The organism is Paenibacillus terrae, assembly GCF_000943545.1.
GTDB classification, from domain to species: Bacteria; Bacillota; Bacilli; order Paenibacillales; family Paenibacillaceae; genus Paenibacillus; species Paenibacillus terrae_A.
On record NZ_JTHP01000001.1, the window covers coordinates 289961 to 306503 of the forward strand.

Here is a 16543-nt window from a genome sequence, read left to right on the forward strand (position 1 = left end):
GATCAGCATGAGAGGTTAAGGAGGAATGGGTATGGAAAAGGAAGCGGCGTCCGCCGACAGACCCAAACGGATGAAAAGTGGTGAAGCCCCCGCGCCGGACAAGCCGATGCGGTCAGGCTTTACAACCGGAGCCTGTGCGGCTGCGGTTGCCAAGGGAGCGGTGCAACTGCTCATCACGGGCATTCCGCCGAAGGAAGCGGTGATATCGCTGCCAGCGGGATTCGATCATGCGTTTGAGCTGATCGAGCCTGTGCTGAACGCGGGCGAGGCTTCCTGCACGACGATCAAGGACGGCGGCGATGACCCGGATGCGACGCATCAGGCGAGAATTATTGCGTCCGTCAGTTGGCGGGAGGAACCGGGCATTGAACTCGATGGCGGCTTCGGCGTGGGGCGGGTGACGAAGCCCGGCCTGCCTGTACCTGTCGGGGAAGCAGCGATCAATCCTGTGCCACGCCGGATGATTACGGAGGCCGTCACAGGCGTGCTTGAGGAGCACGGATCGGCCAAAGGTGTCCGTGTCGTCATCAGCGTACCGGACGGCGAAGAAATCGCCAAGAAGACGCTGAATGGGCGACTTGGCATTCTTGGCGGTATCTCTATACTGGGTACGCGAGGTGTGGTGGTTCCATTTTCCACGTCTGCTTATAAAGCCAGCGTCGTGCAGGCTATATCGGTTGCGCAAGCGATGAACTGCCAGGAAATTGTCCTGACCACAGGCGGCAGTAGTGAAAAATATGCCATGCAAATGTATGATCAGCTCACGGAAGAAGCCTTTATTCAGATGGGCGATTTTGTCGGCTTTGCGATCAAGCATGGAAAACGGTTAGGCATGAAGAAAATTATTCTCGTCGGCATGCCCGGCAAGCTGTCGAAGGTCGCTCAAGGTGTCATGATGGTTCATTCCAAGAGCGCCCCGGTGGATTTTGGCTTTTTGGCCGAGGTCGCGCGTGAAGCGGGTGTGGACGAATCGCTTGCAGCGGCGGTGGCTGAGGCGAATACAGCTACACAGGTGGCAGATATGATGACCGAAGCGAATGCGTTGAGCTTTTTTGAAAAGCTGTGCACCTATGGCTGTCAGCATTGTCTGGAACATGCAGGTGGCGGAATCGTTGTAGAAATGGTACTGGTAACGATGAAAGGGAATGTGCTGGGGAGGGCGAGAGTCGGTGAGTAGAGTGATCCGTGTCATTGGTATCGGTGAAAATGGAGCGGCAGGTCTGTCGCAGGAGACGCTGGAGCGAATCGAGCGTGCGGACGTGCTGGTTGGCGGAGAGCGCCAACTGGCCTTTTTTCCGACAGCCGCAGGGGAAAAACGAACATTAAAGAGCGGCTTCTCCGCTGTCGTGGAAGAATTGGGACGGTTGCGTGAGGACAAGGATATTGTCGTGCTTGCGTCAGGCGATCCGCTTTTTTTTGGCATCGCAGGGTATTTGTCCGCCAAGCTGGGGGCTGAGCATCTGGATATTTTGCCGCATCTCAGCTCGGTTCAGCTGGCATTTGCACGTCTGGGAGAGAGCTGGCAGGATGCGGTGCTGGAAAGCGTACACGGCCGCCCGATGACCGGACTGGCGCAGCGGATCGACGGACAGAACAAGGTCGCGCTGCTGACGGACGACCGTAATCATCCCGCCGCAGTCGCTGACTATCTGCTGCATTACGGCATGGCGGAATACGATGCCTTTGTCGGCGAGCATTTGGGCGGACCGGATGAGACGTATCGGCATTATACGCTGGAAGAGATGGCGCAGGGAACGTTCCAACCACTGAATGTGGTTATTTTGCGCCGTCGTAAGGGTGCGGACGTGCTTACGATTCGTCGGGGATTTGGTTTTGAGGATGCGGAATTTCACCAGCGCAAGCCGGAAAAAGGGCTGATTACAAAGCGTGAAGTGCGCGTGTTCAGTTTGTCCGAGCTGCGTCTGACGGAGCGAAGCATTGTATGGGACATTGGCGCAGGGTCCGGCTCTGTAGCTGTGGAGTGTGCGCGGCTGGCGAAGTACGGGCAAGTGTTTGCCATTGAGAAGAATGAAGGCGATCTCGCCAATGTGGAAGCGAACAAGATCAAATTCCGCACCGATTTTCCGGTCATTCACGCCAAAGCGCCTGCCGGACTGGAAGAGCTGCCAGACCCGGATGCGGTGTTTATCGGCGGGAGCGGGGGAGAGCTGGCGGAGCTGATTCGGCTGTGCGCTTCCCGTCTGCGTACGGATGGACGAATCGTAGTGAATGCCGCAACGATTGAGACGCTGCATGACGGCATGAAGGCGATGCAAGAAGCGGGGCTGGAAACCTCGGTGACGTTACTGCAAACAGCGCGTAGCAAGCCGATTTTGAATATGACGCGTTTTGACGGATTGAATCCGATATATGTTATTACGGGGCGGCTGTCGGTGGAAGCGCCTGACGAGGCAGCAGGGGAGTAATTTGCTAGATCAAGAGGGGGAGAGAGACAGCATGAATACGGCGGCAACAGGAACACTTTACGGCGTAGGCGTGGGGCCGGGTGATCCCGAGCTGATTACGGTCAAGGCGTACCGCATGCTTCAGGAATGCGCAGTTGTGGCTTATCCGAAGAAACGTCGTGGAGGCAAATCGTATGCCCATGAAATCGTGGAGCTGTACGTAAACCCGGAGGAAAAAGAGATGCTGGGGCTCATTTTCCCGATGACCAAGGACCCGGTTGTACTGGAACGGGAGTGGAACAAAACGGTGGTTGCCTGCTGGGAGGCTCTGAGTCAAGGCAAGGATGTAGCCTTTGTCACCGAGGGGGACCCGAATCTGTACAGTACCTTTATTCACTTGGCGCGTCTCATGAAGGAGCTTCATCCCGAGGTGCCGATTGTATCTATTCCGGGGATTTCCTCCGTGTTGGGAGCAGCGGCGGCACTGGAGTTGCCTTTGGCAGATGGAGATCAGCAGGTCGGTATTATTCCGGCTACAAATGATAAGGAAGCGATGAAGCGAGCAATTGAAAATCACGATACGATTGTGTTTATCAAGGTTGCCAAGGTATTGGATCTGATTTTGGATGTGCTGGATGAATTGAATTTGGGGGATCGGGCGTCTGTTATTACCAAGGTCACTTCTCCTTATGAAATGGTATGGCGTAACGCGCGCGAGCTGCGCGGACAGGAGCTTGAATATCTGAGTCTGATGGTGGTGAGCAAATGAGTTTGGAGCCGAAAGTATATATCGTAGGAGCGGGTCCCGGCGACCCGGAGCTGATTACCGTCAAGGGCTCCCGGATTTTACGTACAGCAGATGTGGTACTGTATACGGATTCACTTGTGAACGACGAGCTGATTGCCACGGCCAAGCCGGAAGCGCAGGTGCTGCAAAGCTCAGGCATGGATCTGGAGCGGCAGGTCGAAATTATGAGCGAGGCTGTGCAGGATGGACGCAGTGTAGCTCGTGTACATACGGGGGACCCGGCAGTGTACGGCGCGATTTTGGAGCAAATGGTGCTGCTGAAGCAGCGCGGAGTCGCTTACGAAATCGTGCCGGGTGTCAGCTCAGTCTTCGCTTCTGCTGCCGTGCTTGGTGCAGAGCTGACTGTGCCTGACCTGACGCAGACCGTCATCCTGACGCGTGCGGAAGGCCGCACACCTGTACCGGATCGGGAAAAGCTGCGCGACTTGGCATCCCATCACTGTACAGTGGCGTTGTTCCTTAGTGCAACGTTGGCGAAGAAGGTCGTTGTCGAGTTTCTGGCGGCTGGCTGGAGCGAGGACACACCTGTAGCGGTTGTACAACGTGCAACCTGGCCGGACCAAAAGATCGTGCGCACGACGCTCGCTCAATTGCCTGCCGATCTGCGCGCAGCGGGAATTACGATGCATGCGATGATTTTGGCAGGCTGGGCGCTCGATCCGGGTCTGGTAGACAAGGACGCGCATCGTTCCAAGTTGTATGATAAGTCGTTCACCCACGGCTACCGGAAGGGAGTGAAGCCCGGTGAGTAATCCATTTGCCGCTGTGGCGATCACGAAGCACGGAGTGGAGATGGTTCGTCATTTAGGAGCCAGCTTTCCGGGAACGGATGTGTATTACATGTCCAAGTTTGAACGGGGCGACGAGCAGGAGCGCGGCATTCAATTGTTCGAAGGCTCGGTCAAGCTGATTTTGCCGGATTTATTTAAACAATATAACGGTATTATTTTATTTATTTCCCTCGGTGCGGTCGTTCGTATGATTGCGCCGATTCTCGTGGATAAAAAGGTAGACCCGGCGGTGGTCGTCATTGATGATCGCGGGGAGCATGTCATTAGCGTACTGTCGGGGCATTTGGGCGGTGCCAATGAACTGACCCGTCATGTGGCTTCGGTACTCGGAGCGCGCCCGGTGATTACGACCGCATCGGATGTGCAGGGCACGATTCCGGTGGACATGTTCGGTCGGGAATTGGGTTGGGTGGTCGACAGCTTCGACAAGGCAACTCCGGTGAGCGCGGCTGTTGTGAATGAGGAGCCTGTGGCGCTTGTGCAAGAGACAGGCGAACGGAACTGGTGGCGTTATGACAAGCCTGTGCCTGCCCATATCAAGGTATATGCTTCGATGGCAGAAGCTTCACAAGAGCCGTTCAATGCTGCATTGGTTGTTAGCGACCGTCTGCTGGAGCCGGAGGAAGAGGAACGGTTTCTGGCTAATGGCGTGCTGTATCGTCCGAAAAGTCTGGTGCTCGGCATCGGCTGTAATCGGGGGACTGCTGTGGAGGAGCTGGAGGCTGGCGTGCTGGACACCTTGAATGAGCTTCGCTTGTCTGTGAAAAGCGTGCGCAATATTGCGACCATTGATCTGAAAAAGGATGAAGAGGGCTTGCTTGCCCTTTGCGCCAAATACGGTTGGGAGCTGGTGACGTACACCCCGTCAGAGCTAAACACCGTGCAGCTTCCCAATCCATCGGAAACGGTCTTTAAGTACACAGGAGCGTACGGTGTCAGCGAACCTTCAGCCCTGTTATCCTCCGGTGCAGATCATTGGCTGCTGGAGAAGAAAAAAAGCGGCAATATGACGATATCCGCAGCACGGGTTTCTTATGACTGATCGCAATAAGCAGGATGTGCGAACAGATCAGTCCTCTGTTGCACACAGAAGTCGTATTGTCGTGGCTGGAACGGGCAGTGGCGCGGGCAAAACGACCGTTACCCTTGGGCTGATGAAGGCTTTTGCCGATAGCGGCCTGCGGGTGCAGGGCTTTAAGTGCGGGCCCGATTATATTGATCCGACCTATCATACCGCCGCGACCGGAACGCCTTCGCGTAATCTCGATTCATGGATGACCTCGCCGGATACGGTGCGTGAAACCTTTATCCGTGCCTCCGAAGGTGCGGATATTTCCGTGATTGAAGGCGTCATGGGGCTTTATGACGGCAAGGACCCGCTCAGTAACACCGGGTCGACCGCCGAAATCGCCATGCTGACGGATAGCCCTGTGCTGCTGGTCGTTGATGTGCGTAGTATGGCACGAAGCGCTGCCGCTATTGTACTCGGCTTCCAGCGTCTGGAGCCGAAGCTGCGCATTGCGGGTGTGATCGTGAACCGCTGCGGAAGCCAAGGGCATTACGGCATCGTCAAAAAGGCGATCGAGCAGGAGTGCGGCATCCCCGTGCTCGGCTGGCTCCAACGCGACGACGGGCTGGATATTCCCGAGCGTCATCTGGGCTTGATCCCGGCTGTCGAGCGCGGCGAACTGGAGCCGCTCTTTCAACGGGCAGCGGAGCTGATCCGCGCAGGCACGGATTTGGCCGCGCTGCGGGCACTGGCGGACTCGGCTCCGCCGCTGTCTTTGCCAGCGCAGCCGTTATTTGCCGCGGATCGGCTTTCGTCAGAGCCGCAAGCCGACATCGGGGAACGTCCAGTCATTGCCGTTGCCAGAGATGCAGCGTTCAACTTTTACTACCCGGAAAATTTGGATCTGCTGCGTCAGTCGGGAGCTGAACTTTCTTTTTTCAGTCCGCTGGCTGGAGAACGCGTACCTGAGCAGGCAAGCGGCCTATATCTGGGCGGTGGTTTCCCCGAGGAGTTCGCCGCAGATATCGCTGCAAATACGGGCTTTTTGGAAGATATCCGCAACGCGGTCAGCTGGGATATGCCTGTATTCGCCGAATGCGGTGGTTACATGGTGCTGGCGCGTACACTTACAGATCGTTCCGGTGCCGTGCATGGCATGGCGGGAGTGATCCCGTCCGATGTGCGAATGCAGGAAAAGCGGGCCGCGCTCGGATATCGGGAAGCAACTGCATTACAGGATTGCTTGCTGCTGGAAGCCGGTGAGAACATTCGGGGACATGAGTTTCATTATTCTGTGATGGCCTATGATGAATCGGCCTGCCCGTACCCTTATGCCTATCAAACCAAGGGGATGCGCGGGCTCCAGAGCGAAGGCTATGCGAAGGGTAACCTGTTGGCAGCCTACACGCATATTCACCTTGCCTCTCTTCCCAAGGCGGCAGCACGCTGGGTGGAAAAGTGCAGGGCATACGGTCAGTAATCCACCATCTGGCAACCATCGCAACTGTAGTTCCTAACAGGATAAAAGAACAACTTCATGTGTACGCCAAAAAAGCCGGGTTCCTTGCTGACAAGGGTCCGGCTTTTCTAAACTTAGGCAAGATTCAACCTTACATAACATGGAAGCGTATTCATTACTTTTTTGGTGATTTGCTCACATGAGCTTCTTCAACTGGGAAATCCTTCCCTGACTCACGCCTAGCATAGAAGCGAGTTGTTTTTGTGAGGATGCTGGATGTTCTTCCATAAGCTCTCTCATTTTTTCAAGAATAACATCTGTACGCTGATAAATCTTTTTCATATGCATATTTTGCTTGATTGGAGTCAAATTGGTTTCTGCCACCGTGACCGGAAGCAAATCTTCCGTTTTCATCTCTGCTGTACATTCGTCGCAAATAAACTGGTCTTTAAAATAAGTGTTCGTATCAACCGCACCGCAAAATATGCAATTGGTTGATTTGTACTTACGGAGCATGAGTGTCTGGTCTTCAATAAAAAACTCTAATGGATCGCCGATGTCAATCTCCATCGTCATGCGCAACTCTTTAGGAAGCACAATTCGTCCCAAGCTGTCCAAAGGCCGGGTCATTCCAGTCCTCTTCATTCATGCAACCTCCCCGGTTTTTAAGATTCATAGAATGTATAAGTTTTAAGAAGAGCTTAACAATTCTATAACCGCAAGCATAAACTTCTTACTAAAAAGCGATCCAGCCTTTTCTAGAAAACACATGAACACGCTTTTTTTCTTACGAGTATACCATAAACCGATGAATTCGCCAGTGTTCACGCATATAAATTTTTGAATATGTTTATTCCGATCGAATATATATGCTATAATCTTCTGCTAAAGGATTTAATAGCCCGCCTGTAGAATTATTTATATATGCCATAGCTCGGGCGATGATGGCGGTGTTATGCGCAACGGGTGAGGGCTAGTTGAAAATTTTTGAGCCCAGAGACGACACAAAAAAGAACAAATGACACGGGACATCGCCTTTAAAGTCCTTATATACAGATTAGGCAAGGAGGATTCATCATGGAAAGAAGAAAAGCATTGTTGTTAGGAGATTATACGTATCCGGAGTTTCACCCGCTACAAGGGGTGGACGGAGAGATTAGCCATATTTTACAGGATTGGATGACAGTACAATGCAGCGAGAATCGTAAAATGCTGCTCAAGGAAAACCTGGCCTCATTTGATTTATGCATCTCATACTGCGATAGCCGCAAGGAGGTTCTGTCTCCCAAGCAAACAGCAGGGTTGCTGTCCTACGTCAGTGGCGGGGGTGGACTGCTCGTGCTGCACAACGGAATTACGTTGCAAGGCCGATATGAAATTGCACAGCTCATTGGGGCGCGTTTTTTGCGGCATCCTGCTGCGGGCCAGTTGTCCTTCAAGGTGACGGAGCCGGACCACCCGATTATGGAAGGGATTGAACCGTTTGAGATCGAGGAGGAGCCGTATCGGTTTGATTTTGATCCGTTTACTGAAAAAACACTGTTGATGGAATACGAATACGAGGGCCAATGGTGCCCAGCAGCATGGTCGTTGTCCTATGGCTTGGGTCGGGTTGTCTATTTGATGCCTGGACACAATCAGCCAAGCTTCCAGCATGAAGGGTATCGAAAGTTGATTCTTCAGGCTGCCAAGTGGGCCGGACGCTTGCCGGGCTAGTATAACTGATGTCTTCTAACTAGGGAAGGGGAGCTGCGGACTTTATGCGGTTCCCCTTTTCGGGTTATACTATAGGAAATCACAGGTAGGGGAGGATATATCATGAGCGATTTGTTCAAAAAAGCCATCTCATTGGGATGGGGCCTCACCATTGTCAGCAAAGAAAAGGTGGAAAAAGCCGTCGAGGATCTTGTAAACCGGGGAGAACTTGCACCATCGGAATCCAAAGCGCTGGTCGATCGTCTGATCGAACGGGGCGCAGAGGAACAGGGACAATTCAAAACGGCAATCCGCGAGCAGGTTAGCCGCATTTTGCAGGAGCTGGACGTACCTACCGAAAATGATGTCGCAAGTTTGGAGCAACGTGTGGCATCCCTGGAAAAACAGGTAGCGGAGCTGGAAAAAGAAAAGGCGGCGCTTACGGGTTCGAGCGATGCTGAAGAAGGGAACCGACTGGATTAAAATGGCGGTTCGTATAAAGCACGCCGGTCGTTACCGGGAAATTGCCATGGCGCTGGCGCGTCATGGCTTTGGCTATATGGTGGAGGAAATAGGCCTGTTCCAGCTATTATCGCTGCCTCGTAAGTGGCTGATGAGAGAAACGCCAGAGTCCAAAACGCTGGGCGAACGGATTCGGCTGGTACTGGAGGATCTGGGGCCTGCGTTTATTAAGCTTGGGCAGTTGGCAAGCACGCGCGCAGACCTGCTGCCGGAGCCGATTATCCGTGAGCTGGTCAAGCTTCAGGATCAGGTGCCGCCTTTTTCCTCTGAAACCGCACGTGGCATTTTGGAACAGGAGCTGGACACGTCATTGGAGGATATCATGGCCCGTTTTGACGATGTTCCGCTGGCTGCTGCTTCCATTGGTCAGGTGCATCTGGGGAAGCTGCACAGTGGAGAACTGGTCGCCATTAAAATCCAACGGCCTGGCGTGAACCGCATCATTCGGCGGGATCTGGATATTTTGAGGGAACTGACTGCAATGGCGGTCAAACGCTGGGAATGGGTGGAACGCTATCAGCTTAGCCAGATGGTGGAGGAGCTGGGCAGATCGCTCATTCAGGAACTGGATTACAACCATGAAGCCCGCAATACGGAGAAAATCTCGCTCCAGTTCGAGCAGGACCCGCATATTCATATTCCGAAAATATATTGGGACCATACCTCCTCACGTGTATTAACCATGGAGTTTTTGGATGGTACTCATCTGGGCAATCGCGAAGAACTATTACGTCGTGGATATGATTTGAAAGATCTGGCGCAACGGCTGGTAAACAGTATGCTGCATCAAATATTTATTGAAGGTTTTTTTCACGCCGATCCTCATCCGGGGAATTTGCTTGTCCTGAAAAATGGCAGTCTCGCTTATTTGGACTTCGGCATGACCGGGCGGCTGAGTGAAGAGATGAAGAATCATCTGGCCTCGCTCATTATTGCGCTGATGCGCAAAAATACCGATGCCATGGTTCGGGCAATCGAACGGCTGGGGCTGGTTGAGCCAGATACGGATATGAACGCGCTGCGTGCCGATCTGGATAAGATGCGCGAAGATTACTCGGACGTTCCGTTCTCGCAGGTCAGCATCGGGAATGCCCTGAACGACCTGTTCGGCGCAGCACAGCGGCACCGGATCGGCCTGCCTTCAGACGTCTTGCTGCTCGGCAAGTCGCTGCTGACGCTGGAAGGGGTCATTGAGCATCTCGACCCTGATCTTAGCATTCTTGCTCTGGCGGAGCCTTTTGGCAACAAGCTGTTAAAGGAGCGCTTTAGCGGCCGTCGTATCCGGGGCAAGCTGCTGGGCGGTGCGACCGAGCTAGTGGAGACGCTGATGGAGCTTCCAGGGCAGGCAAGGCACCTGGCTTCGATTATCAGCAAAGGCAAGCTCAAGCTGGAGGTCACCGTGCCGGAGCTGGAAATGCTCCTGCGCAGGCTGGATCAAATCAGCAATCGCCTGTCGTTCAGCATCGTACTGCTGGCGTTCAGTATTATTATGGTCGGCCTGATTATCGGTTCATCGCTGAATCATCAGGCGACTGTGTTGTGGAATGTGCCTGCGATTGAGATTGGCTTTGTCGTCGCACTCTTAATGGTTGCTTTTTTGCTATATTCTATTTTTAAATCGGGAAGATTTTAGATACCGATCGGAAAGGATGAGCCATGGATAATCATGAGATCAACACCATCCCCATTCATAGTTTCCAAATCACCGATGTGCCGTGGCACCGTCTGACGACTCCATATGGCAGGGGTACCGAGCTGCCGCAATTGATGTCGGACGGAAAATATGATGACATTGCTAATCTGATTGAGCATCAGGGCACATTGTGGCAGGTTACGCCGTGGGCTTTGCTTTTCTTATTAAGAAATATACATGCGAGAAAAGTGAATGATATCACGCTAGAGGAATTAGAGTGTTATCATGCAGTTATCGGGGCATTGGACATGCAAAATGCACAAGCCGATTCACAGAAGTCTGTCGAATCCCTGACCATGCTGTTGGATGAAAAATATCTGTGGCCAGAAGATACCGATCCTGAAGAAGATGAACTGGAGTGGGAAGAGGAAGAAGCGCGAGGCTATGATCCGGTGGCCTTTTGGAGCTATTACGATTATAGTTATCGGTTTTTGAAGCGGGCATTACCTGACTTTGAGAGCATGCTCCAGCATAGCTCCGACCCGGATATCTCTGACGCCCTATTGGAGCTTGTGCAGGAATTGCGAAAATTTTAAATATAAGAAAACGAATCAAGCGAGCTGGTGTTCAGCACTCCAATATCAGGTGGACCATGCTGGAAACTAATTTTGGCTAAGGGGTGTTTCTGATGGCTAAGAAATTAACGGATATACATCGTATACGCCTTCTAAGTCTCCTTCGGGATATTGGGTTCGAACCATCTAAGGTTACTATAGAAACTAAGGAAGGCGAAACCGAGGTTATTGATTTAGAGCCTTCATTACCTAAGGGACTGCAAGCTGTTTTGAAGTCGCGAGGCAGCTTAAGTAAAGAACAATTGCTTGAGATTGAAGAGAGCGTCAAGCAATCCAGGGAGAATTGGGAATAGATGGGGTACTTATTTGATACGAATGCAGCTATTGCCCTTCATAGACTTGATTCTTCCTTGGATGAAGTAATTCGACAGGCTGAGAAAGATAAAGAAAATATTTTCTTTTCAACTATAACCCAGTCCGAGTTTATAGCTGGGTTACCCACTGAAACCGACTTAAATTCGATACCTTTTCTTGGCGGGGATTTTAAATATAAGAAAACGAATCAAATGAAGGAAACAGGCGATATTCCAAGGAAACGCCTGTTTTCTTTTTATAAACAGCCTCTTACCTGACTCGTTTCTACGAACCCCTTACGTTATAATGATGGACTGAATGTAACGGACGAGTTCGTGTGAGAGAAACGAGCCGAATCATAGGAGAGCCTATGCGATTGGCCGCTGGACGGAGACCCGGAACGACACCGGGCTGCGAGTCAACACGCTGTTCTCCGTTAATAGGAGGCTGGAACGAGACTGTATGAATCTTAGACAACAATGGTTCGGTAATATCCGGGCTGATATACTTGCAGGTATGACCGTGGCGCTGGCGCTAATCCCGGAGGCGATTGCCTTCTCGATCATTGCCGGTGTCAATCCGATGGTCGGACTGTACGCCTCCATTTCGATGGCAATTGTTATTTCTTTTGCAGGTGGGCGCCCGGCGATGATCTCGGCAGCAACCGGGGCTGTAGCGGTGCTGGTCGTGGGTTTGGTGAAGGATCATGGTGTGGAATATCTGTTTGCGGCTACTATTTTGGCAGGTATTATTCAGGTGCTGCTGGGTGTTTTAAAAATAGGGCGCTTTATAAGCTTTATTTCGCAGCCAGTCATGACCGGGTTTGTGAATGCGCTGGCGATTCTCGTCTTTATGGCGCAGCTCACCCACTTTCACGGAGCCAATTGGATCATGTACGCGATGGTGGCGGGTACGCTGCTCATTGTGTATATTTTGCCGAGGTTTGTGAAAAGCATTCCCGCTCCATTGACGGCAATCATTATCATGACGATCATCACGTATACGTTTGGGTTAAATGTTAAAACCGTAGGCGATATCGGTACGCTGACTAGCTCACTGCCTTCATTCCATATGCCGCAAATTGAGTGGTCGTTGCATACCTTGTGGATTTTGCTGCCGTATTCCTTTACGATGGCGCTGGTGGGACTGCTGGAATCATTGCTGACAGCCAGTATTTTGGATGAAATGACCGAAACGAAAAGCAATAAAAACCGGGAAGCCCGTGGGCAAGGGATTGCCAACTTTGTAAATGGTTTTTTCGGCGGTATGGGTGGCTGTGCCATGATCGGGCAATCTGTTATTAATGTTAGCTCGGGAGGTAGAGGGCGTTTGTCCACCTTTACGGCAGGGGTGTTTCTGGCCTTTCTGCTGCTGGTGCTCGGCGGGGTTGTGAAGGAAGTACCGATGGGCGCACTGGTGGGAGTCATGTTTATGGTGTGTATCGGGACAGTGGACTGGAATTCGCTCCGAAATATCGCCAGGGTTCCCAAAGCGGACACGTTTATCATGGTTACGACGGTTGTCATTGTGGTGGCTACGCATGATTTGTCCAAGGGTGTTATTGTGGGCGTGCTGCTGAGTGCCCTTCATTTTGGCTGGAAAATGGCTAAAATCCGCATCAGCGCAACAGAGGACAACGAAGAAAAGGTGTACCATGTTAGCGGTCCGATGTTTTTTGCTTCGACGACTCATTTTGTCGACCATTTTGAACCTTCGGATGATCCGAAGCGCGTTGTGGTGGATTTCAGCCAATCGCATATTTGGGATCATTCTGCGGTAACCGCCATTGGGAAGGTGCTGCAAAAGTACACGAAATCCGGTAAGTCTATTACCCTGCGGGGACTGAACGAGGAAAGCCGCTTGATTGTGGAAAAGCTCGGCGGTCCTGTAGTTACGGAGCCACTGGTGTGATAAATCGTATAGAATAGATCAAAGCCTGGAATGGAATTTAACCATTTCAGGCTTTTTTGCATGTATTTCTGAAATGAAACAAAGGTTTTCTTCCTAAATCATAGATAAATATGACAAATTTTTGTCAAAGTATTGACGTAATAATTGGACTGGAATACAATCATTGTTATTAAACTTACAAAATACATAGGATTAATCGAAAATTGAAAGGTATGTACATATGAATTTAGACTGGGAGTTTATCGTAGAGAGCTTGCCGCTGTATGGTGAGGCGATGTGGCTTACATTGAAGATTGCTTTTTGGGCCATACTTTTTTCGCTGATCGTCGGTTTGCTGTGCAGTATCGTGTTGTATTACAAGGTGAAGGGTATCAGCGGCATAATTGTAGCGTATATCGAGCTTTCCCGAAATACACCGCTGCTGGTACAGTTGTATTTTCTGTACTATGGTTTTACCAAAATTGGGTTGCATATGAGCGAAATGACGTGCGCCATCGTTGGTATGACCTTTTTGGGCGGAGGGTATATGGCAGAGGCGTTCCGTGGCGGGATTGAAGCGGTGAGTAAAACTCAGACGGAATCCGGGCTTAGCTTGGGACTGTCCAAGGTGCAACTGGCGCGGTATGTTATTTTGCCACAGGCCTTTGCTATCAGTGTTCCGTCGTTGGGTGCGAATGCGATTTTTCTGCTCAAAGAAACCTCCATTGTTGGCGCCATTGCTTTGCTAGATATTATGAATGTGGCAAAAGACCTGATCGGCATGTACTACAAAACGGCGGAATCGCTGATTCTACTAGTGCTGGCTTATCTTATCTTGCTTTTGCCTTTGTCGATGCTGCTGACATGGGTGGAAAGGAAGGTGCGATATGCAGAATTCGGGGATTAATGTGCTTTTTGAAGGTTCCAATTTTGAGCGTCTGTTAGGTGGATTACTCGTTACGATGGAAATTGCATTTATTTCGATTGTGATCGGCACAGTGCTGGGCATCGTCATGGGGCTATTGCGCACTTTAAAGTCGGGACCGATTCGATTTGTATTACGGCTTTATCTGGAGACGTTTCGCATTATTCCGATTTTGGTTTGGCTGTATGTCGTGTACTTCGGCTTCACGCCTTTGCTGAATGTGAACATTAGCGGGGAGCTAACGGCAATTATCGTGTTTAGCTTATGGGGTGCAGCGGAGATCGGTGACATCGTTCGTGGTGCGCTCGAATCGTTACCCAAGCATCAGGTGGAATCCGGGCAAGCACTGGGTCTGACGTATGGACAGTTATACCGTCATGTGCTCATTCCTCAGGCGGTGCGCCGAATGCTGCCGGGTTCTATTAATCTGGCTACACGGATGATCAAAACAACGTCATTGGTGGTGCTGATTGGCGTGGTAGAGGTGGTAAAGGTCGGACAACAGATTATTGAGCTTGGTGTGATTAAAGCACCTGCGGCATCCTTTTGGGTGTACGGCTTTATTTTTATACTCTATTTTCTTGTATGTTATCCATTATCCAGACTTTCCAAAAGATTCGAACGCAGATGGCAAAATTAGCAGGATGGGGTGGGCGTAATGGCAGAGGCTGTGGAGGTTTTGCTGGAGATTCGAGGACTGGACAAAAGCTTCGGTGATCGAAAGGTACTCCAACAGATTGATCTGGAGGTAACGAAGGGGGAGGTCGTGGTTGTTCTTGGCCCTTCGGGCTGTGGAAAAAGCACACTTCTGCGATGCCTCAATGGTCTGGAACCAGTCCAAGGCGGAGAAATCCGATATAGAGGACAGGATCTTACAGACAAAAAAGTGAATTGGCGGGAGATACGACAGCATATTGGGATGGTATTCCAGAACTATGAGCTGTTTCCCCATATGACGGTTTTGGAAAATATATTGCTAGGCCCGCTTAAAGTGCAGCGAAGAAATAAGCAGGAAGCGCTCAAGCAAGCAGAGCAATTATTGGAACGTGTCGGTCTGTTGGATCGCAAGGATGCGTATCCGAGAGAGTTATCAGGCGGACAAAAGCAGCGGATTGCGATTGTACGCGCACTGTGTATGAACCCTGAAATTATGCTCTTTGACGAAGTCACGGCATCGTTGGACCCGGAAATGGTCAGAGAGGTGCTGGATGTGATGCGGGAGCTGGCACGACAGGGGATGACGATGATTATCGTGACGCATGAGATGGGATTCGCCAAGTCGGTGGGGGATCGCATCGTTTTTATGGATCAAGGACAAATATGCGAAATGACCACGCCACAGCAATTTTTCACCCAACCGGAAACAGAGCGTGCCCAGCACTTTCTGGATATATTTCAGTATGAAACTATATGAGCATTTTGCATCAATCCTATGAGCGACTTCCAATCTATTGCACCCAGGAGTGAAAGAAACCGAATGATGCAAAATGCTGATAAACAGGGGGATGAATACGATGAAAAAAGGGTTGAAGTTAACGGCATTATTGCTGGCAGTAAGCTTGTTGCTTATCGGAATGACGGGCTGCGCGGGAGCAGGAGGCAATGCCAATGGCAATTCTGGCTCGGCAAAATTTGCTTCGATTGAGGACATTAAAAAGAACGGCAAAATCCGAATTGGTGTTTTCGCGGATAAGCCTCCGTTTGGCTACGTGGATTCAGAAGGGAAGAATCAGGGCTTTGACGTATATATTGCGAAACGATTTGCCAAGGATCTACTGGGCGATGAGTCCAAGGTAGAGTTTGTGCTGGTGGATGCCGCCAGCCGGGTCGCTTATTTGCAATCCAACAAGGTAGACATCATCATGGCTAACTTTACCGTGACGGACGAGCGCAAAGAAAAGGTCGATTTTACTAATCCATACATGAAATTATCCTTCGGCATTGTATCACCCGACAGCGCTCCGATCACTACGATTGATCAATTGAAGAACTCGGATCAGAAGCTGATTGTCGCAAAAGGAACGACGGCTGAGACTTATTTTACGAAAAATTATCCGGACATCATGCTGCTCAAATTCGATCAGTACACGGAAATTTTCTCAGCTCTCAAAGACAAGCGCGGCGCTGCCATCGCTAACGATAATACAGAGCTGATCGCTTGGGCGAAAGCCAATCCCGGCTTCACCGTAACCATTCCGGCCTTTGGCGGCCAGGATACCATTGCCCCCGCAGTAGCGAAGGGAAATAAAGAGCTGCTGAACTGGATCAACAACGAGCTGGATACGCTGGGTAAGGAAAACTTTGTCCATCAAGCCTACAAGGACACACTGACCTCCGTTTACGGAGAAGGCTTCACAGACCAATTGGTCGTAGAAGGCGGCAAAGTGGAATGATTGAGGATGCTGTATGTAAAGAAGAGGTTACTCAACCCGTTTAATAACGATCTGACGTATTCGCAAAAAGGTACTGTATTGGGA

At 51.0% G+C, this 16543-nt stretch carries 18 protein-coding genes; 17 read left to right on the top strand and 1 reads right to left on the bottom strand.

All coding sequences use genetic code 11. The annotated features are described in order from the left end of the window. Nucleotides 1-31: 31 nt before the first annotated feature. The 6 genes from QD47_RS01260 to QD47_RS01285 are packed head-to-tail and all read left to right on the top strand — an operon-like array spanning nt 32 to nt 6493. Nucleotides 32-1177, top strand: coding sequence for a cobalt-precorrin-5B (C(1))-methyltransferase (locus QD47_RS01260; protein WP_044644393.1), 1146 nt, complete (start codon nt 32-34; stop codon nt 1175-1177). Further along, entirely contained in the window at nt 1170-2426 is a 1257-nt protein-coding gene (locus QD47_RS01265; protein WP_044644394.1) for a bifunctional cobalt-precorrin-7 (C(5))-methyltransferase/cobalt-precorrin-6B (C(15))-methyltransferase, read from the top strand. The genes QD47_RS01260 and QD47_RS01265 overlap by 8 nt, the downstream gene beginning before the upstream one ends. Nucleotides 2427-2457: 31 nt before the next feature. Beyond that, a complete protein-coding gene (gene cobI / locus QD47_RS01270; protein ID WP_044644395.1) occupies nt 2458-3174 on the top strand; it encodes a precorrin-2 C(20)-methyltransferase in 717 nt (238 codons plus the stop codon). Next, the gene (gene cobM / locus QD47_RS01275) at nt 3171-3965 is read left to right on the top strand and encodes a precorrin-4 C(11)-methyltransferase (protein WP_044644396.1); all 795 of its coding nucleotides are present in this window, start codon (nt 3171-3173) and stop codon (nt 3963-3965) included. Before cobI ends, cobM begins: the two co-directional genes overlap by 4 nt. Continuing rightward, nucleotides 3958-5046: a cobalt-precorrin 5A hydrolase gene (locus QD47_RS01280; protein WP_044644397.1), complete on the top strand. Its 1089-nt coding sequence runs from the start codon at nt 3958-3960 to the stop codon at nt 5044-5046. Before cobM ends, QD47_RS01280 begins: the two co-directional genes overlap by 8 nt. Then, nucleotides 5039-6493 (top strand): cobyrinate a,c-diamide synthase, encoded by a 1455-nt coding sequence (locus QD47_RS01285; RefSeq protein ID WP_044644398.1) that lies wholly within the window; start codon nt 5039-5041, stop codon nt 6491-6493. The genes QD47_RS01280 and QD47_RS01285 overlap by 8 nt, the downstream gene beginning before the upstream one ends. Nucleotides 6494-6667: 174 nt before the next feature. On the opposite strand, the gene QD47_RS01295 is transcribed toward QD47_RS01285, so the two are convergent. Continuing rightward, nucleotides 6668-7117 carry an AbrB/MazE/SpoVT family DNA-binding domain-containing protein gene (locus QD47_RS01295; RefSeq protein ID WP_044644400.1) on the bottom strand — a complete coding sequence of 150 codons (450 nt, stop codon included), beginning with the start codon at nt 7115-7117 and terminating at the stop codon, nt 6668-6670. A 432-nt stretch (nt 7118-7549) separates the two neighbouring features. On the opposite strand from QD47_RS01295, the gene QD47_RS01300 reads away from it, so the two are divergent. From QD47_RS01300 to QD47_RS01350, 11 genes are all read left to right on the top strand, one after another. Beyond that, the gene (locus tag QD47_RS01300; RefSeq protein WP_044644401.1) at nt 7550-8188 is read left to right on the top strand and encodes a ThuA domain-containing protein; all 639 of its coding nucleotides are present in this window, start codon (nt 7550-7552) and stop codon (nt 8186-8188) included. A 102-nt stretch (nt 8189-8290) separates the two neighbouring features. Continuing rightward, nucleotides 8291-8650, top strand: coding sequence for a phasin family protein (locus QD47_RS01305; RefSeq protein WP_044644402.1), 360 nt, complete (start codon nt 8291-8293; stop codon nt 8648-8650). Between the two features lies 1 nt (nt 8651). After that, nucleotides 8652-10322: an ABC1 kinase family protein gene (locus QD47_RS01310; RefSeq protein WP_044644403.1), complete on the top strand. Its 1671-nt coding sequence runs from the start codon at nt 8652-8654 to the stop codon at nt 10320-10322. Between the two features lie 23 nt (nt 10323-10345). Further along, a complete protein-coding gene (locus QD47_RS01315; RefSeq protein ID WP_044644404.1) occupies nt 10346-10918 on the top strand; it encodes a hypothetical protein in 573 nt (190 codons plus the stop codon). Nucleotides 10919-11010: 92 nt separating this feature from the next. Continuing rightward, on the top strand, nt 11011-11250 hold the full coding sequence (locus QD47_RS01320; RefSeq protein WP_044644405.1) for a hypothetical protein: 240 nt from the start codon (nt 11011-11013) through the stop codon (nt 11248-11250). After that, a complete protein-coding gene (locus QD47_RS01325; RefSeq protein WP_235332157.1) occupies nt 11251-11529 on the top strand; it encodes a PIN domain-containing protein in 279 nt (92 codons plus the stop codon). Between the two features lie 184 nt (nt 11530-11713). After that, nucleotides 11714-13162 (top strand): SulP family inorganic anion transporter, encoded by a 1449-nt coding sequence (locus tag QD47_RS01330; protein WP_044644406.1) that lies wholly within the window; start codon nt 11714-11716, stop codon nt 13160-13162. Nucleotides 13163-13382: 220 nt separating this feature from the next. Next, entirely contained in the window at nt 13383-14048 is a 666-nt protein-coding gene (locus QD47_RS01335) for an amino acid ABC transporter permease (RefSeq protein ID WP_044644407.1), read from the top strand. Then, nucleotides 14029-14706 carry an amino acid ABC transporter permease gene (locus QD47_RS01340; protein ID WP_044644408.1) on the top strand — a complete coding sequence of 226 codons (678 nt, stop codon included), beginning with the start codon at nt 14029-14031 and terminating at the stop codon, nt 14704-14706. The genes QD47_RS01335 and QD47_RS01340 overlap by 20 nt, the downstream gene beginning before the upstream one ends. A gap of 18 nt (nt 14707-14724) precedes the next feature. Continuing rightward, nucleotides 14725-15480, top strand: coding sequence for an amino acid ABC transporter ATP-binding protein (locus tag QD47_RS01345; protein ID WP_044644409.1), 756 nt, complete (start codon nt 14725-14727; stop codon nt 15478-15480). A 100-nt stretch (nt 15481-15580) separates the two neighbouring features. Next, the gene (locus tag QD47_RS01350; RefSeq protein ID WP_044644410.1) at nt 15581-16459 is read left to right on the top strand and encodes a cysteine ABC transporter substrate-binding protein; all 879 of its coding nucleotides are present in this window, start codon (nt 15581-15583) and stop codon (nt 16457-16459) included. Nucleotides 16460-16543: the final 84 nt, after the last annotated feature.